A 21,262-nucleotide genomic window follows, 5' to 3' on the forward strand; every position below is an offset into this window, starting at 1 on the left:
TGTTGCTAGCCCTTCACTCCGGTCAGTGTGACGCCCTCGACGAAGGCCTTCTGTGCGAAGAAGAAGACGACGATCACGGGGGCCATGACCAGTACGGTCGCGGCCATGGTCAGATTCCAGTCGGTGTGGTGCGCGCCCTTGAAGGATTCCAGCCCGTAACTGAGCGTCCAGGCGGCCGGGTTCTCCGACGCGTAGATCTGTGGCCCGAAGTAGTCGTTCCACGCGTAGAAGAACTGGAACAGCGCCACCGCGGCGATGCCCGGTTTCGCCATCGGCAGGACGATCCTGAGCAGCGTACGGAACTCGCCGCACCCGTCCACGCGCGCCGCGTCCAGGTACTCGTCGGGGATCGTCAGCAGAAACTGCCTCAGCAGGAAGATGGAGAACGCGTCGCCGAACGCCATCGGGATGATCAGCGGCCAGAGAGTGCCCGACAGGTCGAACTGCTTCGCCCAGAAGAGATACATCGGGATGATGATCACCTGGGGCGGCAGCATCATCATCGAGATGACGAGCATCAGCGACAACTGCCGCCCGCGGAACCGGAACTTGGCCAGCGCGTACGCCACCGGGATCGAGGAGAGCACCGACAGCAGCGTCCCGAGCCCCGCGTACAGCAGGGTGTTCTTCCACCAGGTCAGAAAGCCCGGTGTGTCGAAGACCTTGGCGTAGTTGCCCCACTCCCAGCTGTTCGGGGTGAGGTCGCGGGTGAGCGCCTGCTGGTCGCTCATCACCGAGGTGAGGAAGAGGAAGACGAACGGCAGCACGAAGAAGAGCGCCGCCGCGACACCGAGCGCGTGCACGGCGATCCAGTGCAGCACCGCCTTGCGGCGCGCCGTACGGGCCGCCGGTGTCGTCGCGTCGGACCCCTTCACCGGCCGGCCGGGCGCGTCCAGGAGTTGCTGGGTCATGGTCAGTCACCCGTTCCGATCAGTCCGCCGCGACGCCGCATCAGGAACGCGGTGAAGACCATGGCCAGGGCGAACAGGACGAGCGCGACGACGCAGGCCGCGCCGTAGTCGAAGCGCTGGAACCCGAGGTTGTAGACGAGCTGCGGCAGGGTCAGCGTGGACTTGTCCGGATAGCCGGGCTCGAACTGCTGGCCGGAGCCGCCGATGACGCCGGAGGCGACCTTGCCCGCGACCAGGGGCTGTGTGTAGTACTGCATCGCCTGGATCACACCGGTGACCACGGCGAACAGCACGATCGGCGAGATGTTCGGCAGCGTCACGAACCGGAACCGGTGCCAGGACGACGCGCCGTCCAGCTCGGCCGCCTCGTACTGCTCCTTCGGTACGTCGAGCAGCGCGGCCATGAAGATCACCATCAGGTCGCCGATGCCCCAGACCGCCAGCGCCGTGAGCGCCGGCTTGGACCAGGAGGCGTCGTTGAACCAGCCCGGAGTGGGCAGTCCGAGATCGCCGAGGATCGTGTTGACCGGCCCCGTACCGGGGTTGAGGAGGAACACGAAGGCCAGCGTCGCCGCGACGGGCGGCGCCAGATACGGCAGGTAGAACAGGGTCCGGAAGACCCCGGTGCCCGTCTTGATCTTGGTGATCAGCAGGCCGACACCGAGACCGAACAGGACCCGGCAGGCGACCATGACCAGGACCAGCCACAGGGTGTTGCGCAGCGACGGCCAGAACATCGGGTAGTCGCTGAAGACGTACGACCAGTTCCCCAGCCCGTTCCAGACGGGGGAGTTGAAACCGTCGTACTTCATGAAGGAGAAGTACACGGTCGACACGAGCGGATACGCGAAGAAGACCGAGAACCCGATCAACCAGGGCGACATGAACGCCACCGTTCGCAGCGCGCCCCTGCGCCGCTTCGAACGGAGCGTGTTGCTGGACATCAGCCGGTTTCCCCGCCTGCTACTTGGCCTGCTCGATGTCGCGGTCGATCTGCTTCGCCGTCTTCTCCAGACCCTCCTGGAGGTCCTTCACGGAGCCCTTCTCGTACTGGAAGCCGAAGTCCTGGAGCGTCTGCTGGTACGTCGCGCCGTTGATCGCGCCGTCGGGGGTGCTGGACTTGGGGTGCTGGGCGATGTCGAGGAACGTCTTGAAGCGCGGGTCGAAGTCCAGGTCGGGCGACTTGAGTGCGGGGAGCGTGGAGGGCACGTTGCGGATGCCGTTGGCGAACTCCACGACCGCCTTCGTGTCGGTGGTCATGTACTTCACCAGCTCCCAGGCGGCGTTCTGCTTCTTGCTCTGCGGCGCGATGCCCATGATCGTGCCGGACAGGAAGCCCTTGCCGTAGCTGTCGGCCTCGTCGTCGGCGACGGGCATCGGCGCCACGCCTATCCCGAAGTCGGCGCCGGCGTCCTCGGCCATGCCGAGCCGCCACTCGCCGTCCAGCTGCATCGCGACCTGGCCGGTGTGGAAGGGGTGCTTGGCACCCCACTCGTCACCGAAGGCGCTGCGGAACTTCTCCAGCTTCTCGAAGCCGCCGAGGTCCTCGACGAGCTTCTTCTGGTACGTGAACATCTCGGCGAAGGCCGGGTCCTTGGCGATGTTGGACTTGCCGTCCTTGTCGAAGTAGGCGTGGTCCCAGCTCGACATGTAGTGGTCCACGACCGTCTCGTAGCCGTGGTACGTCGGCATCATGCCGACCCGCTCGTAGCTGTCGCCCTTGGGCTTGGTGAGCTTCTTGGCGACGTCGGCCAGTTCGGACATCGTCTTCGGCGGGGCCGTGATGCCCGCCTCCTTGAAGGCGTCCTTGTTGTAGTACAGCCCGTACGCGTCGCTGAGCAGCGGCAGCGCGCAGCGGTCGCCCTCGAACTGGGTGTACTGGAGCAGCACCTTCGGGAACGTCTTCTCAAGGTCGATCTTGTCCTTCTTTATGAAGGGTCCGAGATCGGCGAAGGCGCCGGAGGAGCAGAACTTGCCCACGTTGGAGGTGGTGAAGGACGACACGACGTCCGGGCCCTTCGAACCGCCCGCGCGCAGCGCCTGGTTGAGCTTGTCGTCGTTGATGTTGCCGACGACGTCGACCTTGATGTTCGGGTGGGCGTCCTCGAAGCGGTCGATGTTGTCCTTGATGGCCTTGACCTCGGAGGGCGCGCTCCAGCCGTGCCAGAAGGTGATCGTGGTTTTGGCGTTCGGGTCGTCCGACGCGGATTCACCGGACTGCCCCGTACACGCGGCGGCGAGGACGGACAGCGCGGCGACCGCCACGGCGGAAGCGGTCAGACGGCGGTTTGTGGGCATGACGGAACTCCCGGTGTCGTTCGGGTCCTGAAAGGTCCTGAAAGGGATGGTGCGGGTGTCGAGGGGGCTCGGAGGCCGCGGCGGACGGGTCAGCGGGAGGTGTCGAAGACCTCGTCGCGGGTGGTCGCGAGGGCGCTCTCCAGCGCGCCCCGCAGCACGGGGTCCCGCCGCACCTCACCGATGAGCAGCCGGGGCCTGGAGGCGGCGAGTTCGGCGAGTTCCGCCTGGACGAGCGCGCGCAGCGGTTCTCCGCCGGCGGTGGTCACCCCGCCGGCGAGGACGATGACCTCGGGGTCGAGCACCGCGGTCACGGACGCGAGACCGGTGGCGAGCCGCTGCGCGAACAGCCGCAGCAGCTCGGCCAGCCGCGGGTCGTCCTCGTGCCCGGCCGCCGCCTTCGTAAGGAGGCCGGCGGCGACGTCCGCGTACGGCTGCTCCGGGGTCTCGATGCCGAGACCGCGCGCGAGGCGCGGTACCGACTGGGCGCCCGCGAGTTCCTGGAAGCCGCCGCTGTTGGCCTTGACCACCTGGCGTACGAGGGGAGTGCCCGGCACCGGCAGGAAGCCGACCTCGCCGGCGCCGCCGGTGAAGCCGCGGTGCAGCCGGCCGCCGATGACCAGGGAGGCGCCGAGACCTTCCTGGTTCCACAGGAGGACGAAGTCGTCGTGGCCGCGGGCCGCTCCCAGCCGCTGTTCGGCGACCGCCGCGAGATTCACGTCGTTCTCGTACTCGACGGGCATCGGCAGGGCCGCGGCCAGTTCGTCGAGCAGCATGGGGGAGTGCCAGCCGGGCAGGTGCGAGGCGTACCGCAGCCGTCCGGTCGACGGGTCGAAGGCGCCCGGCGTACCGATGACGACGCGGTGCACGTCGGAGCGCGCGAGACCCGCGGCCTTCACGGCGCCGTCCAGGGCGTCGGTCACCTGGGTCACCACGCTGTCGGCCGACCGGCGCCCCGGCGTGGGCAGTTCGAACCGGCCGACGGTGGCGCCGGTGATGTCGGCGACGGCGGCGAGGATGCGCTCCGGGTTCACGTCGAGCCCGGCGGCGTGGGCGGCGCCCGCGTTGACCGCGTACAGCTGGGCGTTGGGTCCTGGCCGCCCCTCGGTGGTGCCCGTGGCGACGACGAGACCGGCCGCCTCCAGGCGGGCGAGCAGCTGGGAGGCGGTCGGCTTGGAGAGACCGGTCAGTTTGCCGATCCGGGTACGGGAGAGGGTGCCGTGTGCCAGCAGCAGGTCCAGCGCGGCGCGGTCGTTCATCGCGCGCAGGACGCGTGGTGTGCCCGGGGACGGCGTGGACGGATCGCTCACGGCGTGCACCTGCCCTTCGGCGACTGCTCTCCCGTGTGTCGCGCTTGGCGACACTGTTAGGAAAGTTTCCTATTTGATGGGAGGAAAGTAGGCCGGGCGTCGGGGAGCAGTCAATACCCGTTCACGACCGGCGCCCCCGCGGCAACCAAAGCGTTACCTGCGGGGGCGCGTGTGCGACGGACTTTCGATTCGGTGCCGCTGGGCCGGTCCCTGAGCCGGTTCCTGAGCCGGTTCCTGAATCGGCCAGTGAACCGGACCCTGAACCGGTCCTACTTGGTCAGATTGGGGTTGGGGGCCTGCTGCTGCGCTATCGGCGCCGCCGCGAGGGACTGCGGCGACGTGGGGCTCGCCAGGGCCGACGGCGCGGCCACGGCGGCCGCCGGGTCGGCCGGGGCCGCCTCCGTGCCCGCCAGGGGCAGTCCGCCGACGATCTGGATGCCCGCCGCGTCGAAGGCCCGCTTGATGCGCCAGCGCAGCTCGCGCTCCACGCCCAGCGCCTTGCCCGGCATCGTCTTGGCGCTCACCCGCACCGTCATCGATTCGAGCAGGACGGAGTCCAGCCCCAGCACCTCGACCGGGCCCCACAGCCGCTCGGCCCAGGGGTCCTCCTTGGCCATCTTCTCCGCGACCGAGGTGATGACGTCGCGGACCCTGTCGAGGTCCTCGGTGGGCCGGACCGTCACATCGACACCGGCCGTGGCCCAGCCCTGGCTCAGGTTGCCGATCCGCTTCACCTCGCCGTTGCGGACGTACCAGATCTCGCCGTCGTCGCCGCGCAGCTTGGTCACCCGCAGCCCGACCTCGATGACCTCGCCGGACGCGACGCCCGCGTCGATGGTGTCGCCCACCCCGTACTGGTCCTCCAGGATCATGAAGACGCCGGAGAGGAAGTCGGTGACGAGATTGCGCGCGCCGAAGCCGAGGGCCACACCGGCGACGCCCGCCGATGCCAGCAGCGGGGCCAGATTGATGTTCAGCGCCCCGAGCGCCATCAGCGCGGCCGTACCGAGGACCAGGAACGACGTCACCGAGCGGAGCACCGAACCGATGGCTTCGGAGCGCTGCCGGCGCCGCTCGGCGTTCACCAGGAGGCCGCCGAGGGCCGTGCCCTCGACGGCCGTGGCGCTGCGGTTCATCCGCGCTATCAGCTTGGTGATGGTGCGCCGCAGGACATGGCGCAGGACGAGCGCGATCACCACGATCAGCAGGATGCGCAGGCCGATGCTCAGCCAAGTGGACCAGTTCTGCTCCACCCAGCCCGCGGCTTCGTTGGCACGGTCCGCGGCCTCGTCGAGTGTGGCGGGCTCGGGCGACGGGCCGGGGACCGACGGGGCGGACGGGGACACGGCGGGACCTCCTGCGAAACACGGGCGGGGACCAACCACACTAACGGGGCATCGCCTCCGCTCCATTGCCCCGCGAGAGGGAGAGACACTCCTCACGCGCGGGTGGCGGGCGAAGTCGCAGGAAGGTACGGGGGCACGGACACGCCAGGTCAGGGGTCCCGGAGGGGGTGTGGGCGAAAACACTCCGAGCCCGTTACCAAGACGTGGTGGCGTTTCGACCAGGCATGAGGAGAGACTGAGACAGATCGTCCCGGCGCGAGCCACGCGCCGCCGGCGTACTAGGAGGCACCGTGCCACATGTCCTGGTCCTCAACGCGTCGTACGAGCCGCTCGGTGTCGTACCGCTCCGTCGCGCGCTCGTCCTCGTTCTGGAGAACAAGGCCATCTGCCTTGAGGAATCCGGCGCCTTCCTGCACAGCGAGACCCAGGTGCTCGCCGCACCCAGCGTCGTACGGCTGAAACGGTTTGTAAGGGTCCCCTACCGGGGGCCCGTTCCCCTCACCCGTCGTGCGCTGTTCGCCAGGGACGGCGGGCGCTGCATGTACTGCGGGAGCGTCGCCACCAGCGTCGACCACGTCATCCCGCGCAGCCGGGGCGGGAAACACGTGTGGGACAACGTGGTGGCGGCCTGCCGCCGCTGCAACCATGTCAAGGCCGACCGGCACCTGCGGGAGCTGGGGTGGAGACTGCGCCACCAGCCCGCGCCGCCGTCGGGGCTCGCCTGGCGGATCATCGGGACCGGACACCGGGATCCGCGCTGGATGCCGTATCTGCAACCCTTCGGCGCCGAGGACGCGGTGGCCCGGATCGACGGCATCTCTGCCTAGGATCCGGGCCTTCGTCGTGCCGGGGCGCGAACGCGCCGTGTGCCGCTCAGGCATGCCCCTTCGGGGCCGCAGGCCGTGTCCTCCTTAGGGAGGCGGCGGCTTACGGAGACGGCGGCGGCGTCGCCTCCATGACCGCGTACGCCTCGACCGACCACAGCGAGTAACCGAAGCGGGTCGCCCGTCGCTCGCCCTGGATACGGATGAAGCGGGTGTCCTTCGCGTCCATGCGGACGGACTCACGCCCGCCCCGCCCGTCCTCGACCCGCGTCGCGTCGCGCCACGAGCGGCCGTCGGCCGACACCTGGATCCGGTAGGCGCTCGCGTAGGCGTCCTGCCAGTTCAGGACCACCTGGCCGAGCCGGACCGGCTCCGCAAGCTCCACCTGCCACCACGCGCCGTCCTCGGCGGGGGACGACCACCGTGTGGCCGGGTCGCCGTCGCTCGCGGCGGTGGCGGGGAAGTCGGGCGTCTCGTCGCCCGACGACGAGGGCACAACGCCCGGCGTCCTTATGAGGTCGGGCCCGCCCGTACGCGGCGAGGCCCGCACCGTCAGGGTGCGCTCCTCACCGCCGAACGACAGCGGCACCCGGTAGGTACCCGCCGGGGTGCCCTCGGGGACGGTCACCTGGACCGGCACCGTCGTACGGAGGCCGCGCGGCACCGTCACCCGCTCGGGCACCGTCACCTTGACGCCTTTCGGGGCCTTCGCCGTCAGCGCGCCGCTGATCGGTCCTGGACGCTGCGCCTCCAGCTCCGCCTCGACGGTCGTGGCCTTCCCGCCGATCTCGGCGTCCGCGACACCGCGCACCAGTTCGAGCCGCACCCGCGGCTCGTCGGTGAACCACGGCACGACGCGCCGCACCGACGGCGTCGTCGCGCCCGGCACGTCCGGCCAGGTGATCCGTACGGCGTCGGCGCGCAGCCCCTTCGCGTCGGTCTGCGTCCAGCCGCTCTGCGACACGGGCCCCAGCCTCCGCCAGCCCTCGCCCGGGACATGCGCCTCCACGGAGGCGCCGTCGCCCGTTCCCGGCTCCGTCATGGTCGTGATCACGCCCACGGGGCGGGCGCGGCCGACCCCGACCGTGTACGCGTCCGTGCTCCGGGTGGCGCGGGCCTCCGGGCCGGCCGAGCGGTCGGCGCCGGTCCAGGCGGCCGACTCCTTGGCCGCGCGGTCCAGGAACGGGTCGAGCACGCCCTTGCCGACCGTGACCGTGCCCTTCGCCGCCGCCTCCCGCAGCGGTTCGAGGCTGAGCGACGCCTGCCAGGCGGCGTCACCGTCGCCCCGGGACTGCGCCTGGAGCATGTCGACCGACAGCTCACCGGCCCGCCCGTACCGCGCCAACTGCTCGCTCCACGGCCGCACTTCGTCGTCCAGCCGCCCGCCGGCCGTGCCGGACAGACGCTCCGGGGTCTCGCGCATGACCGTGAAGGCGGCCCGCAGCCGGCTCGCCGCCGCGTCCCTGGCCTTCGGGTTCTCCGCGGCCCTGGGCCCCGTACGGGTACGCCAGAACTCCTTCAGCAGAGGGCGCAGATACGCCGACTCCGTCCGGTTCAGGATCGACGAGGAGTCGTTCCCGGCGAGCGCGCCGATCGCCTCGCGCGCCTTGGCGTCGTCGCCGGCGAGATCGTCCATCGCCGCCTGCCAGGACTCCTGCGGCTCGTAGCCGCGCGGGTTCCACGCGTAGTCGGCGGCCGTGAACAGCGGGATACGCGACGCGGACGGCTGCTCCATCGCGTTGGCGAGCAGCGCGGCCGAGCCGGAGGCTACGGCGGGCTCACGGCCCGTGTAGGGGCCGAGGAAGATACGCCCCTGCTCGTAGTCGTTGACCGGGTAGTTGTCCATCGTCACCAGCGGGTGCTGCTTGAACGCCTCGCGCGCACCGGCCAGTTCGCTTCCGGTGATGGTGCGGGGCACCACGCCGACGCCCGTCCACGCCACCTGCACCCGGCCGTCGAGGTCGTCGGCGAGCGCCGTGCGGTACTCGGTGGCCCCGTCCTGGAAGTACTCCGTCGGCATCACGGTCAGCGGCTCACCGCCCGGGTACCGCCGCGCGAGATGCTCCGCCACCTCGTTCGCGACCCGCGCCTGCGCCTTCGCGGCGGCACCGGGACCGGAACCGAAGGTGTCCCGGTCGTCGTCGCAGTGCCACTCGCTGTAGCTGACGTCCTGGAACTGGAGCTGGAAGGCGCGCACCCCCAGCGCCCACATCGCGTCGAGCTTGCGGTTGAGCGCCTTGACGTCGTCCTTCGACGACATGCACATGGCCTGGGCCGGCGCCACAGCCCAGGCGAGCGTCACATGGTTGCGCCGCGCGCGCTCGGCCAGGTCGCGGAACTCCGCCCGCTGCGCGGCGGGATACGGCTCGCGCCAGCGCGCCTGGCGGAAGGCGTCGTCGCCCGGCGCGTAGAGGTAGCGGTTCTGCTTCGTCCGCCCCATGAAGTCCAGTTGCGACAGCCGCTCCTGATGGCCCCACGGGTCACCGTAGAAGCCCTCCGTCATCCCGCGTACGGCGGTGCCCGGCCAGTCCCGCACGAGAACGCCCGGCACCCTGGCCCGGCCAGGTGCGCCGACGATCAGCTGGCGCAGGGTCTGCGCCGCGTGGAAGAGACCGTCGTCGCCGACCCCGTCGAGCGCGATCGTCTCGCGGCCCCCGACGGTGCCCACGGCGATCCGGTAGCCGCCGGAGGGCAGATCGGTCCTCTCCCGTGCCCGCAGGGCCCTCAGCGCGTCCTGGGCGCCGCTGCCGCCCACCAGGACGACGGGGCCGTCGCCGGTCGGCGGGGGCGCGGGGCGGCCGGACACGGGCGGGGCTGTCGTACGGACCGTACGCACCCCGGCCTCGCGCAGCGCCTCCTTCAGGGCATCGACGGCGGACGGATCCGTCTCCTCGGCCGCGACGACGGTGACCTCGTCACCGAGGGTGACGGACTGGCCGCCCGCCTTGAGCGACTGGGGACGGGGCCAGACGGCGGGCAGACCCGACTCCGTCTCCGCGTCGGGAGTGGTGGCCGCCGTGGCGCCCGGGTCGGCGGGTGCCGCCGTCGCGCCGGGCGCCGTGCCCAGGAGTCCGCCGATCACGGCCACCGCGACGGCTGTCGCCGTCCGCTTTCTGCGCCCGAGTTGCACGCCCCTGCTCCCCTCGTGGCTCCCTGAGTTCCGGTCTGTCCGGCCGATCGGCGTCGAGCCCACCACCCTGGGCTGAAGGTGTCAATGCGCGTGGCCGTTGTGCCCTTTTTGCCGGTTGTGATAGGCAGGGAGGGTCAACTGCCGCTCGGGGAACGCAGCGTGAGCCGGGGCACGTTAGGTCCTGTGGAGAGTTACGTCTGTGGCCGTGCCGACTGGGTAGGGCTGCTGTGTCCCGTTGTCCGAGCCGTCTTTGGAGGCGCCGCCATGGCCGCCGCACAGTTGCTTCCCACCGCCCGTTCCAAACAGGCGGTTCCTGGTGACCCGACCGGCGAGGAGCCCCTCGCCGTCACGCTGCCCGGACCGCTGACCAGCGACACGCCGGGCCCGCTCACCAGCGAACCGCCCCTCGCCGACGCCGCCCCCCTCACCAGCGAGCCCCCGCTCGCCGACGCCGCCCCTCTCACCAGTGAGCCGACCGCGCCCGGTACGGCCGGTGGCACGGAGTTCTCAGGAGTCTGAATGGGCCTGGCCAGGCTCGCGGCGCTGCACGGTGTCGCCACCGTCCACTCACCGAGCCCCGACGTCGCGGTCCCGGTCCCCGGCGAGACGGTCGTCGCGGTGCTCGCCGCGCTGGGCGTCGACGCGTCCACGGACGAGGCCGTCCAGGACGCGCTGACCCGCGCCGAGTCCGCCGCCGCGAGCCGTCTGCTGCCGCCCACCGTGGTCGTGTGGACCACTCCCGGGAACGCCACCGCCGGCGCGGGAACGACGGGGACGCCCTGCGGGTCCCCCGTAGGGGTGCTGCCTCCCGCTCTTCCTCGGGCGCTGGCCGATCTGCCGCAGGGCACGCTCCTGCGCGTCGAGACGGAACAGGGCGACACGGTCGAGTGGCCCTCGCCCGACGCCCCGCCGCCGGACGCGCCCGCATCGGCTGCGGGCACGCCCCTCAGGGCCCCTGAGGGGCGTTCCTGGCCCGGTCTGCCGCTCGGGGTGCACCGGCTGGCCGCCGTCGCCGCCGACGGCCGTACGGCGGGCGCCGTGCTCGTCGTCGCCCCGCGCGAGGTGCCGCAGCCCCCGCCCCGTACGCACGGCTTCCTCGTCCAGCTCTACTCCCTGCTGTCCGGCCGCTCCTGGGGCATGGGCGACCTCGGCGACCTCGCGGAGCTCGCCACCTGGTCGGGCCGGGAGCTGGGCGCCGGTTTCGTCCAGATCAACCCGTTGCACGCCGCCGTCCCCGGCGACCCGACCGACCCCTCGCCGTACCGCCCCTCGTCGCGCCGCTTCCCCGACCCCGTCCATCTGCGGGTCGAGGCCGTCCCCGAGTACGCGTACGTCACCGGGCAGGGGACCGCGCGCCTCGCCGCGCTGCTGGAGCAGGCCGCCGGACTGCGCGCCGCCGTCCTGGAGAAGGACGCGCTGATCGACCGCGACGCCGTCTGGCGGCTCAAGCGCGAAGCCCTGGAGATCGTCCGCGAGATCCCGCTCGGCCCCGGCCGCCGGGCCGCCTACCACCACTTCCTGGCCGAGCGGGGCCAGGCCCTGGAGGACCACGCGACCTGGTGCGCGCTCGCCGAGGTGCACGGCTCCCGGTGGCGCGACTGGCCGCCCGGCCTGCGCGACCCGCGCTCCGCCGAGACCGGACGGGCACGGCACGAGCTGATCGACCGCGTCGGCTTCCACAGCTGGCTGGCCTGGCTCACCGACGAACAGCTCGCGGCGGCGAGCCGCGCCGCCCAGGACGCGGGCATGGCCGTCGGCATCGTCCACGACCTCGCGGTGGGCGTGCATCCCGACGGCGCCGACGCCTGGGCGCAGCGCGACGCCTTCGCCGATGGCATGTCCGTGGGCGCCCCGCCGGACGCCTTCAACGCCCACGGGCAGGACTGGGGGCTGCCGCCCTGGCGCCCCGACGTACTGGCCGCCTCCGGGTACGCGCCGTACCGAGGACTGCTCCGCGGGCTGCTGACCCACGCGGGCGCCCTGCGGATCGACCATGTGATGGGCCTGTTCCGGCTCTGGTGGGTGCCCGCCGGCACGGACCCGACGCGGGGCACGTATGTGCGTTACGACGCCGAGGCGATGCTCGCCGTCCTCGTGCTGGAGGCGCACCGCGCGGGCGCCGTCGTCATAGGGGAGGACCTCGGCACGGTCGAGCCCGGCGTACGGGAGGCACTGCACCGCCGCGGGGTGCTCGGCACGTCCGTGCTCTGGTTCGAGCGCGACTGGCAGGGCACGGGCCTGCCGCTGGCCCCCGAGAGCTGGCGCGGGGACTGCGTCGCCACCGCCACCACCCACGACCTTCCGTCCACGGCCGCGCGCCTCACCGGCGGGCATGTGGAGCTCCGGCACCGGCTGGGGCTGCTCGGCCGCCCGCTGGAGGAGGAGCTGCGCGAGGAGTCCGCCGAGGTCGCCGAGTGGCTCGCCACCCTCACCCGGCTCGGCCTGCTGCCGCCCGGCGGGGGCGACGAGGAGGAGCAGATCCGCGCGGTCCACCGCTTCCTGCTGCGCACACCGGCCCGCATGATCGGTGTCTGGCTGCCGGACGCGGTGGGCGACCGCAGACCGCAGAATCTGCCCGGGACGTGGGACCAGTACCCGAACTGGCGGCTGCCGGTCGCCGACGCCGACGGCCGGCCGATGACGCTGGAGGAGCTGGCCGCCTCGCCCCGGTTGCACCGCCTGATGAGCGTATTGCGGCCCTCTGTGACGGATTGACACCTTGTACGGGACCCCCGGGCGCGCGCCCGCCGGGCGGGTTCGCTACGTTGGCACCGTGGACAAGAAGAACGCCCTGCGCGCCGGCGCCGTCATGGCCGGAACGACGCTGATGATGCTGCTCATGTCGTCTCCCGTGCTCGCCGTGAACCGCGACGACGGCGACGACCCGGGCCCCGGCCTGACCGTCGTGGAGACCCTCGGCCTGTACGTGCTGACGCCGCTGGCGGCGTTCGCCGTGATCGCCGGCCTGGTGATGGTCCTCGACAAGTCCAGGAAGCAGCAGCGGGTCTGACCGGCCGGGTCCGACAGCTCGGACGCCCTCCCTCGTGAAGAAGACGCCGCGCGGCACAGGTCTGCCGCGCGGTCGCTTCCGTGGCGCTATCCGCGCCAGGTGCCGATCCCGTCCCACGCCGCTTCCAGTTCACGCGCGGCGCTCACGCCGAGTTCGGCCCGCACGTACTCGTGCGCCTCAAGCATCTGCTGCTTGCCGTTGATCAGCTCCAACTCGGCACCGATCTCCCGGGTGCGGGGCCTTCCCTTCCCGGACAGGAATCCCCGGCCCCGCCCTGTCTCCGCGAGCTCGTGGGTGAGCCGGTCGGCGGGGACACTCAGGTCGAGCGGGCCACCGGCGCCCGGGACCGGGGGCGGCCCGAAGCGTTCCGCGAAGTGCTGCTCGATGCCCTTGCGCAGTCGTCGGTCACGCAGCTGGTTCCTGATCAGCGGGACCATCGCCACGAGACCAACGACCAGGATGAGGACGACGATCGGGGGCACGACATCTCCTTCGCTCGAATCATGTCGGATGATGCCCTGCCGCCCACCGCCGAACCAGTGGATCGGGGCCGGAACCGGCCCCGATCCCCGGCCCGTCAGCCCGCCGCCCGGTCCGCCTCCTGGGCGCGCAGCGCGCGGTCCACGCCCGCCCGGGACTCCGACATCAGGCGCCGCAGCGCCGCGTTCGGGGACGCCGAGGCCAGCCAGGCGTCGGTCGCGTCAAGCGTCGACCGCGCCACCTGGAGCGCGGGGTACAGACCCAGCGCGATCTGCTGCGCCATCTCATGGCTGCGCGAGTCCCACACGCCCTTGACCACTTCGAAGTACTTCTCAGTGTACGGCGCGAGCAGTTCAAGCTGGTCCGTCTGGACGAACCCGCCGATGACCGCCTCCTGGAGCGCGTTCGGGAGCTTGTCGGACTCCACGACCGAGGCCCACGCCTCGGCCTTCGCCTCGGCCGTCGGGCGCGCCGAGCGTGCCGCCGCCGCGTGCCGCTCGCCCGCCGCCGTGCGGTCGCGCTCGTACTCCGCGGCGATCTCGTCCTCGTCGAACACCCCGACCGCCGCCAGCCGCTGGACGAACGCCCAGCGCAGCTCGGTGTCCACGGCCAGGCCGTCGACCGACTCGGAACCGTCCAGCAGCCCCTGGAGCAGGTCCAGTTGCTGCGGCGTACGGGCCGTCGCCGCGAAGGCGCGGGCCCAGGCCAGCTGGTGGTCGCTGCCCGGCTCCGCCGTCCGCAGATGCGCCAGCGTCGCCTCCGTCCACTGGGTGAGCCCCGCCTCGCGCCACTCCGGCGCCGCGTACAGGTCCAGCGCGAGCTTCACCTGGCGGTGCAGCGACTGCACCACGCCGATGTCCGTCTCCTTGGCGATGCCCGACAGCGCGAGAGCCAGGTAGTCGCGTGTGGCGAGCTCGCCGTCACGCGTCATGTCCCACGCGGACGCCCAGCTCAGCGCGCGCGGCAGCGACTCGGCGAAGTCCCCGAGGTGCGCGGTGACGACCCGCAGCGACTCCTCGTCGAGGCGGACCTTCGCGTACGACAGGTCGTCGTCGTTGAGCAGGATGACCGCGGGCCGGGGCGTGTTCGCGGGGAACGGCACAGGCGTCAGCTCGCCGTCGACGTCCAGCTCGATCCGGCTGCTCCGGACCAGTTTCCCGCCCTCGGCCAGGTCGTAGCAGCCGATCGCGATGCGGTGCGGGCGCAGCACCGCCGTGCCCTTCGCGCCCGGGGGCAGCGCGGGCGCCTCCTGCCGTACGGCGAGGGAGACCACGTGCCCCGCCTCGTCCAGCTCGATCTCGGGCCGCAGGATGTTGATGCCGGCCGTCTCCAGCCACGCCTTCGACCAGGTCTTCAGATCACGCCCGGAGGTCTCCTCCAGTGCGCCGAGCAGATCCGAGAGGCGCGTGTTCCCGTACGCGTGCGCCTTGAAGTACGCCTGTACGCCCCGGAAGAACTCGTCCTGGCCGACATAGGCCACGAGCTGCTTGAGGACGGACGCCCCCTTCGCGTACGTGATCCCGTCGAAGTTGACGAGCACGTCGTCCAGGTCGGTGATCTCCGCCATGATCGGGTGCGTCGACGGGAGCTGGTCCTGCCGGTACGCCCACGTCTTCATGGAGTTGGCGAACGTCGTCCACGACTGCGGCCAGCGCGACTCCGGCGCGTGCGCGAGGCACGCGATCGAGGTGTACGTCGCGAACGACTCGTTCAGCCACAGGTCGTTCCACCACTCCATGGTGACCAGGTCGCCGAACCACATGTGCGCCAGCTCGTGCAGGATCGTCTCGGCGCGCGTCTCGTACGCCGCGTCCGTCACCTTCGACCGGAAGACGTACTGGTCGCGGATGGTGACGGCGCCCGCGTTCTCCATCGCGCCCGCGTTGAACTCGGGCACGAAGAGCTGGTCGTACTTGGCGAACGGGTACGCGTAGTCGAACTTCTCCTGGAACCAGTCGAAGCCGAGCCGGGTGACCTCGAAGATCGCGTCCGCGTCCAGGTACTCGGCCAGCGAGGGCCGGCAGTAGACCCCGAGCGGCACCGACTGCCCGTCCTTCTCGTAGGTGCTGTGCACCGAGTGGTACGGACCGACGATCAGCGCCGTGATGTACGTCGAGATCCGCGGCGTCGGCTCGAAGCGCCACACGTGGGACTCGGGCTCCGGCGTGGGGGAGTTCGAGATCACGGTCCAGCCCTCCGGGGCGGTCACCGTGAACCGGAACGTCGCCTTGAGGTCGGGCTGCTCGAACGAGGCGAATACCCGCCGCGCGTCCGGCACCTCGAACTGCGTGTACAGATAGGCCTGTTGGTCGACCGGGTCGACGAACCGGTGCAGACCCTCGCCGGTGTTGGTGTACTCGCAGTCCGCGGTCACCGTCAGCTCGTTCGCGCCCTGCCGCAGATGGTGCAGCGCGATGCGCGAGTCGCGGAAGACCGAGGCGACGTCGAGCTGCTTGCCGTTCAGCACCACCTGGTGGACGGCGGGTGCCACCAGGTCGATGAAGGTCTCCGCCCCGGCGTCCGCGCTCTCGAAGCGTACGGTCGTGACGGACCGGTAGGTCCCGCCCTCCTGCGCGCCGCTGAGATCGAGGTCGATCTCGTACGAGTCAACGGTGAGGAGGCGCGCCCGCTGCTGCGCCTCTTCACGGGTCAGATTTGTGCCAGGCACCCGGTCATCTCCTCGGATCGGTACGTTTTGGCTCATCCTTCCACGGGGCGGCGGGACGGCGGCCAGGTGGCGGGAGTGTTCCTACCCGGGTAGCATCGAGAGTATGAAGATCAGTGTGAGTCTGCCACAGGAGGATGTCGCCTTCGTTGACGAGTACGCGAAGAGGACGGAGGCCGAGTCGCGGTCCGCGGTGATACACGCCGCCATCGAGTCACTGCGTGCCGCCCAGCTTGAGGCCGAGTACACAGAGGCTTTCGCGGAGTGGAGTGGGAGCGAGGACGCCGCTCTTTGGGACCGGACGAGCGGGGACGGAATCACCGATGAGGCGTGGTGACATCTACATGGTCGATCTGGAGCCGGCGCGGGGCGGCGAGGCCAACAAGCGCAGACCAGCGGTGATCATCTCCAACGATGGTGCCAACGAGTCGGTGGAGCGCAACGGGAGAGGTGTGGTCACCGTGGTGCCTCTGACGTCGAACACTTCTCGTGTTCTCTCGTTCCAGGTGTTCCTCCCTGCGGGTGAATCCGGCCTGCCCAAGGATTCGAAAGTTCAGTGCGAGCAGATCCGTGCCGTGACTCCGGAGCGTGTTCTCCAGCGGGTCGGCTCGGTGCCACGCCAACGCATGGCCGAACTCGCAACGGCACTTCGACGGCACCTGGCGCTCTGAGCAGAGAGGGGGCGACCACCGAAAACTCGGGGCCGCCCCGTCGATGTACCGACTAGCCGCGCGGCTCCGCCGCCACCAGCTCCGCGATCTGCACCGCGTTCAGCGCCGCGCCCTTGCGCAGGTTGTCGTTCGAGACGAACAGCGCCAGGCCGTTGTCCACCGTCTCGTCCTGGCGGACGCGGCCTACGTAGGAGGCGTCCTTGCCGGCGGCCTGGAGCGGCGTCGGGATCTCGGAGAGCTCGACGCCGGGGGCGTCCTTCAGCAGCTCGTACGCCCGCTCCACACTGATCGGACGCTCGAAGCGGGCATTGACCTGGAGGGAGTGCCCGGAGAAGACCGGCACCCGCACACAGGTCCCGGAGACCTTCAGCTCCGGGATCTCCAGGATCTTGCGGGACTCGTTGCGGAGTTTCTGCTCCTCGTCCGTCTCGAAGGACCCGTCGTCCACGATCGAGCCCGCGAGCGGCAGCACGTTGAAGGCGATCGGGCGCTTGTAGACACCCGGCTCGGGGAATTCCACGGCGTCCCCGTCGAACGTCAGCCGGTCGGCGTTCTCCACGACCTTGAGGGCCTGGTCGTGGAGTTCCGCGACGCCCGCGAGGCCGGAGCCGGACACGGCCTGGTACGTCGTGGCGACGAGCGCGACGAGACCGGCCTCGGCGTGCAGGGGGCGCAGCACGGGCATGGCGGCCATGGTGGTGCAGTTCGGGTTGGCGATGATGCCCTTGGGGCGGTCGGCGACCGCGTGCGGGTTGACCTCGGAGACCACCAGCGGGACCTCGGGGTGGCTCCGCCAGGCGGACGAGTTGTCGATCACGACCGGGCCCTGGGAAGCCACCTTCTCGGCGAGCGCCCTGGACGTGGCGCCGCCGGCGGAGAAGAGCACGATGTCCAGGCCGGTGTAGTCGGCCGTCGACGCGTCCTCGACGGTGACCGGCTCGCCCCGCCACTCGATGGTGGATCCCGCGGAGCGGGCGGAGGCGAACAGCCGCAGCTCGTCGGCCGGGAATTTCCGCTCGGCCAGGATGGTGCGCATGACTGTGCCGACCTGACCGGTGGCTCCGACGATTCCGACCTTCACAGGGACTCCTCCGTACGTACACGCGGCTCGGGTGCCGCGTCCATGATGCGTCTGTCCGAGCCCGCCTTGTCCAATCCATTCCGCTGGTCGGGACTGTGCGGCGTCGGTCACACCGGTGTCCGGGGCACACGCGTAAGGGGCGGGCGCCCGTCCGGACGCCCGCCCCCTTCGTACACAGCCCTTACGCAGCGGCCGGTCCCGCCGTTACGGCAGGACCTTCTCGATCACGACACTGCCGGTGCCCGCGGCCGTACCGCGCGCGTTCAGCAGCTGGACCTCGCCGAAGAACTGCCGTCCCTCCGGAGCCGCGCCCGCCACCGTCACCTCGGCGGAGACATCCGCCGACGCGCCGTTGGCGAGCTTCACCGGAGCGTCGCCGACCGTGACCTCACCCAGCGACGCCGAGTAGAAGACGTCGCGGTAGTCGTACTCGGTGGTCCCGGCCGGGACCGAGTAGCCGGCCACCACGAAGGTGTACTCACCGGCCGCCGGCTCGATCAGGCTCACGGCCTCCTCGGAGTCACCGTCGGCGGCCTGTCCGACCAGCACACCGTCCCTGAAGACCGCGAGGTCCAGGTCGGCCGCAGTGTCCGAGGTGCCGCCGATGGCCACGTCGAGCCGCTCGACGCCCGCACCGATGGTGACGGTCGTCTCCTTCTCCTCGCCCTGGCCGATCGAAGGCCGGTCGACCTTCGCCGAGCCGAGCGAGCCGCCGGCGAGCTTGCCGTCGATGGCGGCTGACCCGTTGGTGACGGTCCACTCGACCGGGGCCGGTGTACCGATCTTGGCCTCGGGGAGCGTGGTGACCGCCGGGTCGAACGAGGCACCCAGCACGGTGACGTCGAGCTTGTACGGGTTGTTCAGCAGCGGCGACGTACGGCGCGACTCGACCTCGATCTCCCAGACGCCCGGCGTCGGGTCCGTGTACGAACGCAGGTCCGGACGGCAGGTGTTGGCCGGGTTGTTGTAGTTCGGGTAGCAGAAGATCGTCGAGCTGTCCTCCATCTGCACACCCTGCGGGTGGAGGCTGATGAAGCGGGTCTGGCTGCCGTCCGCGAGCCCGCCGAGCGCGACCTCAAGGGTCTTGGCGCCCTCGGGGACGGTGACGAAGTACGACTCCGTGCCGTTGCGCTCGACCGAGCCCAGCGACGAGTACGTGAAGGCGGGCTTCGCCAGCTTCTTGGAGACGACCACCGTGGTCAGGATCTGCTTGTCCACGCCCGTGCTGGAACGGTCGTCCAGTTCGAGGATGGCGCTGTGCGCGCCGGCCTGGTCGGGCTTGGCCTGCACGGTGACGGTGACCGGCTTGTTCTTCGGCAGCTTGACCTTCTTGCCGCTCAGCAGCTTGAAGGTGCCGTCGTTGTACTTCCAGTTGAGCTGGTGCTCCACCAGGCGGTTGGGACCGGTGGTGCGGGTGATGGTGACGTCGTACGTCCGGCTCTTGCCGGCCTGGAGGCCGCCCTCACGGTCGTACACACCGGTGCCGAAGCCCGGGGTCTTCAGCGCGAAGTCGATCGAGGTGTCGACGGGGGCCTTGACGCTGTACTCGTTGGCCTTCGCGCCGTCCTTGATCGCGTCCCACGCGCCGACGACGTCGATGAGGCCCGCGCCCTGTTCGTGCGCCTTCTTGCCGGCGATCTTGGTGGCGGTGGAGGTGAGCGCCGTCCGCAGCTTCGCGGGGGTCAGCTCGATCCCCTTCTGCTTGGCCGCCGAGAGCAGCAGCGCGCTCGCGCCGGTCGCCTGCGGGGAGGCCATCGAGGTGCCCTGGAGCATCGAGTAGCCGGGCGGCAGCTGGTAGCCGGCCTCGGCGACGGGGCCGCCGGGGAACCAGGTCTGCGTGGTGTTGATGGCGGCGCCGGGGGCCGAGATGATCGGCGCGAAGCCACCGTCCTCACGCGGACCGCGGGCGGAGAACGGCATCATGTCGTAGTCGGTCGTGGTGACCGAGCCGTAGTTCGCCGCCCATGTCTCCTTGGAGATCGAGGCGCCGACCGAGATGACCTTGTCAGCGACGGCGGGGTCGCTGATGGTGTTGGTGCCGGGTCCGTCGTTGCCCGCGGAGATCACGAGCTGGACGCCGTAGGTGTCGATGAGCCGGTTGTAGAGCTCGGCCCGCGCGTTGTTGCCGTCGTTGAGACCGGGCAGTCCGCCGATGGACATGTTGACGATGTCCACGCCGCGCTCGATGACGAGGTCGGCCATGCCCTCGGTGAGGGCGATGTTGGTGCAGCCGCCGCTCCATGTGCAGGCGCGCGACGAGACCAGCTGGGCGCCGGGCGCCGCGCCGTTCATCTTGCCGCCGAACAGGCTGTTTGCCGCGGTGATACCGGCCACGTGGGTGCCGTGGGAGCCCTCGATGACGCCGATGTTGACGTAGTCGGCCCTGGCGCCCGCGGAGTTGTAGACGACGTCCTCCCGGACCTCGACCACGAACGGGATGCGCTCGACGATCTCGGTCTTCGGGTCGTCCTCGCCGAAGTAGCCGATCTGGAAGCCGTTCTTGTACGGCTTCATGATCTTGTCGTTGCCGAACTTGGCGTCGTTGTTGAGGTCGATACGTACGGTGCGGGTGCCCGCGTCGTACAGCATCGCCCATACGTCGGTCGTGTCGCCGTCCCGGTTCAGGTCCCCGGCCATGTCGCCGCCGCGCGTGGCGGACTCGGCGAACAGGTTGAACTTGTAGTTCCCGGCGGGGGCCGAGTACGTGCGGTTGTTGACCGTGAACGACGGGCCCTTGACGTCGAGTTGCATCTGACGCCAGGTGCCGTCACCGTCGGAGACCGGGTCCGTCGCCGTGACCCAGTCGACGATCTTGCGCTCGCCGGTGCTGGTCTTCTGCAGCGCCGGGTGGCCCAGGTCGACGCCGGAGTCCAGGATGCCGATGGTGACTCCGCGGCCGTCGGCCTTCGGGTTCTGCTTGACGAAGTCCACCGCACCGGTCTCGAAGGACGGGTTGAACGGGTTCTTCGCCGGGGTGTTCGCGCCGGGCGCGGTCGCGGCCCTGGCGCCCTCGGCCTTCGCGGCGCCCTTCACCGTGTCGGCGGCGGGCGTCGGGTCGTCCAGCTCGATCTCGTGCTTGAGGTCGATGCCATGGACGGAGGAGAGCTTGCCCGCCGCCTTGAGCGCGGCCTCGGCCTTGCCGGTGGGCAGGGTCGCCCGTACGTAACCGAGCTGGTCGTACGTCTTGCCGACCACCGCGCCGGACACGGCGTCGAACTGGTCGGAGACCTGCTCGGTCTGGCCCGGCGCCGTGGCCACCATGACGGTGACGTTCTTCTCGCCCTCGGCGACAGCCTTGTCGAGCAGCTCGACATCGGCCGAACCGAGCTTCTCAGATGCGGACTTGGCAGGTTTCACAGGTGCGGCGGCGGCCGGGTCGTCGGCGGCCGGAGCGGCGAAGACAGGCAGCGCGCCACTGGCTATCAGCGCGGCCGCGAGAGACGCGGCTGCGGCGACCCGGGCCACGCGTCTCGGACCGGATATGGAGCTCTCGGATTCGGAGGTCATCAGCATCCCTGGTTGTGAAAGAGACAGTCCGG

Annotated in this window: 16 protein-coding genes; 6 read left to right on the forward strand and 10 right to left on the reverse strand. The window is 70.6% G+C overall.

Features of this window, described 5'->3' with window-relative positions:
- Window positions 1-5 precede the first annotated feature (5 nt).
- From OIE74_RS25880 to OIE74_RS25900, 5 genes are all read right to left on the reverse strand, one after another.
- Window positions 6-911 carry a carbohydrate ABC transporter permease gene (locus OIE74_RS25880; protein WP_329387595.1) on the reverse strand — a complete coding sequence of 302 codons (906 nt, stop codon included), beginning with the start codon at window positions 909-911 and terminating at the stop codon, window positions 6-8.
- Window positions 912-913: 2 nt separating this feature from the next.
- Entirely contained in the window at window positions 914-1,855 is a 942-nt protein-coding gene (locus tag OIE74_RS25885) for a carbohydrate ABC transporter permease (protein ID WP_329387597.1), read from the reverse strand.
- A 19-nt stretch (window positions 1,856-1,874) separates the two neighbouring features.
- Complete coding sequence (locus tag OIE74_RS25890) at window positions 1,875-3,209, reverse strand: ABC transporter substrate-binding protein (protein WP_329387599.1); 1,335 nt, start codon at window positions 3,207-3,209, stop codon at window positions 1,875-1,877.
- Window positions 3,210-3,298: 89 nt separating this feature from the next.
- Window positions 3,299-4,465 (reverse strand): ROK family transcriptional regulator, encoded by a 1,167-nt coding sequence (locus OIE74_RS25895; RefSeq protein WP_329392448.1) that lies wholly within the window; start codon window positions 4,463-4,465, stop codon window positions 3,299-3,301.
- Window positions 4,466-4,785: 320 nt separating this feature from the next.
- Window positions 4,786-5,862: a mechanosensitive ion channel family protein gene (locus OIE74_RS25900; RefSeq protein ID WP_329387600.1), complete on the reverse strand. Its 1,077-nt coding sequence runs from the start codon at window positions 5,860-5,862 to the stop codon at window positions 4,786-4,788.
- Between the two features lie 290 nt (window positions 5,863-6,152).
- Between OIE74_RS25900 and OIE74_RS25905 the strand changes: the two genes are divergently transcribed.
- Entirely contained in the window at window positions 6,153-6,689 is a 537-nt protein-coding gene (locus OIE74_RS25905) for an HNH endonuclease (protein ID WP_069629656.1), read from the forward strand.
- A 100-nt stretch (window positions 6,690-6,789) separates the two neighbouring features.
- On the opposite strand, the gene OIE74_RS25910 is transcribed toward OIE74_RS25905, so the two are convergent.
- Window positions 6,790-9,816, reverse strand: a complete 3,027-nt coding sequence (locus OIE74_RS25910) for a beta-N-acetylglucosaminidase domain-containing protein (RefSeq protein ID WP_329387602.1) — start codon at window positions 9,814-9,816, stop codon at window positions 6,790-6,792.
- Window positions 9,817-10,080: 264 nt separating this feature from the next.
- Here OIE74_RS25910 and OIE74_RS25915 point away from each other — a divergent pair, with 264 nt between their 5' ends.
- From OIE74_RS25915 to OIE74_RS25925, 3 genes are read left to right on the forward strand one after another with little or no spacing between them, the layout of a single operon-like run.
- Window positions 10,081-10,335: a hypothetical protein gene (locus tag OIE74_RS25915; protein WP_329387604.1), complete on the forward strand. Its 255-nt coding sequence runs from the start codon at window positions 10,081-10,083 to the stop codon at window positions 10,333-10,335.
- Window positions 10,336-12,531 carry a 4-alpha-glucanotransferase gene (gene malQ / locus OIE74_RS25920; protein ID WP_329387606.1) on the forward strand — a complete coding sequence of 732 codons (2,196 nt, stop codon included), beginning with the start codon at window positions 10,336-10,338 and terminating at the stop codon, window positions 12,529-12,531.
- A gap of 58 nt (window positions 12,532-12,589) precedes the next feature.
- Window positions 12,590-12,826 carry a hypothetical protein gene (locus OIE74_RS25925; RefSeq protein ID WP_329387608.1) on the forward strand — a complete coding sequence of 79 codons (237 nt, stop codon included), beginning with the start codon at window positions 12,590-12,592 and terminating at the stop codon, window positions 12,824-12,826.
- A gap of 86 nt (window positions 12,827-12,912) precedes the next feature.
- Here the strand turns inward: OIE74_RS25925 and OIE74_RS25930 are convergent, their stop codons facing one another.
- Window positions 12,913-13,308: a hypothetical protein gene (locus tag OIE74_RS25930; protein ID WP_329387610.1), complete on the reverse strand. Its 396-nt coding sequence runs from the start codon at window positions 13,306-13,308 to the stop codon at window positions 12,913-12,915.
- A gap of 95 nt (window positions 13,309-13,403) precedes the next feature.
- Window positions 13,404-15,974 carry an aminopeptidase N gene (gene pepN / locus OIE74_RS25935; protein ID WP_329387612.1) on the reverse strand — a complete coding sequence of 857 codons (2,571 nt, stop codon included), beginning with the start codon at window positions 15,972-15,974 and terminating at the stop codon, window positions 13,404-13,406.
- A 103-nt stretch (window positions 15,975-16,077) separates the two neighbouring features.
- Here pepN and OIE74_RS25940 point away from each other — a divergent pair, with 103 nt between their 5' ends.
- Both OIE74_RS25940 and OIE74_RS25945 read left to right on the forward strand, forming a co-directional pair.
- Window positions 16,078-16,308 carry a ribbon-helix-helix domain-containing protein gene (locus tag OIE74_RS25940; protein ID WP_329387614.1) on the forward strand — a complete coding sequence of 77 codons (231 nt, stop codon included), beginning with the start codon at window positions 16,078-16,080 and terminating at the stop codon, window positions 16,306-16,308.
- A gap of 7 nt (window positions 16,309-16,315) precedes the next feature.
- Window positions 16,316-16,642, forward strand: coding sequence for a type II toxin-antitoxin system PemK/MazF family toxin (locus OIE74_RS25945; RefSeq protein WP_329387617.1), 327 nt, complete (start codon window positions 16,316-16,318; stop codon window positions 16,640-16,642).
- A gap of 52 nt (window positions 16,643-16,694) precedes the next feature.
- On the opposite strand, the gene OIE74_RS25950 is transcribed toward OIE74_RS25945, so the two are convergent.
- The gene (locus OIE74_RS25950; RefSeq protein WP_329387619.1) at window positions 16,695-17,723 is read right to left on the reverse strand and encodes an aspartate-semialdehyde dehydrogenase; all 1,029 of its coding nucleotides are present in this window, start codon (window positions 17,721-17,723) and stop codon (window positions 16,695-16,697) included.
- Window positions 17,724-17,927: 204 nt separating this feature from the next.
- A complete protein-coding gene (locus tag OIE74_RS25955; RefSeq protein WP_329387621.1) occupies window positions 17,928-21,236 on the reverse strand; it encodes a S8 family serine peptidase in 3,309 nt (1,102 codons plus the stop codon).
- Between the last annotated feature and the right edge of the window lie 26 nt (window positions 21,237-21,262).

Source organism: Streptomyces sp. NBC_01716 (assembly GCF_036248275.1).
In the GTDB taxonomy this organism is placed as follows: domain Bacteria; phylum Actinomycetota; class Actinomycetes; order Streptomycetales; family Streptomycetaceae; genus Streptomyces.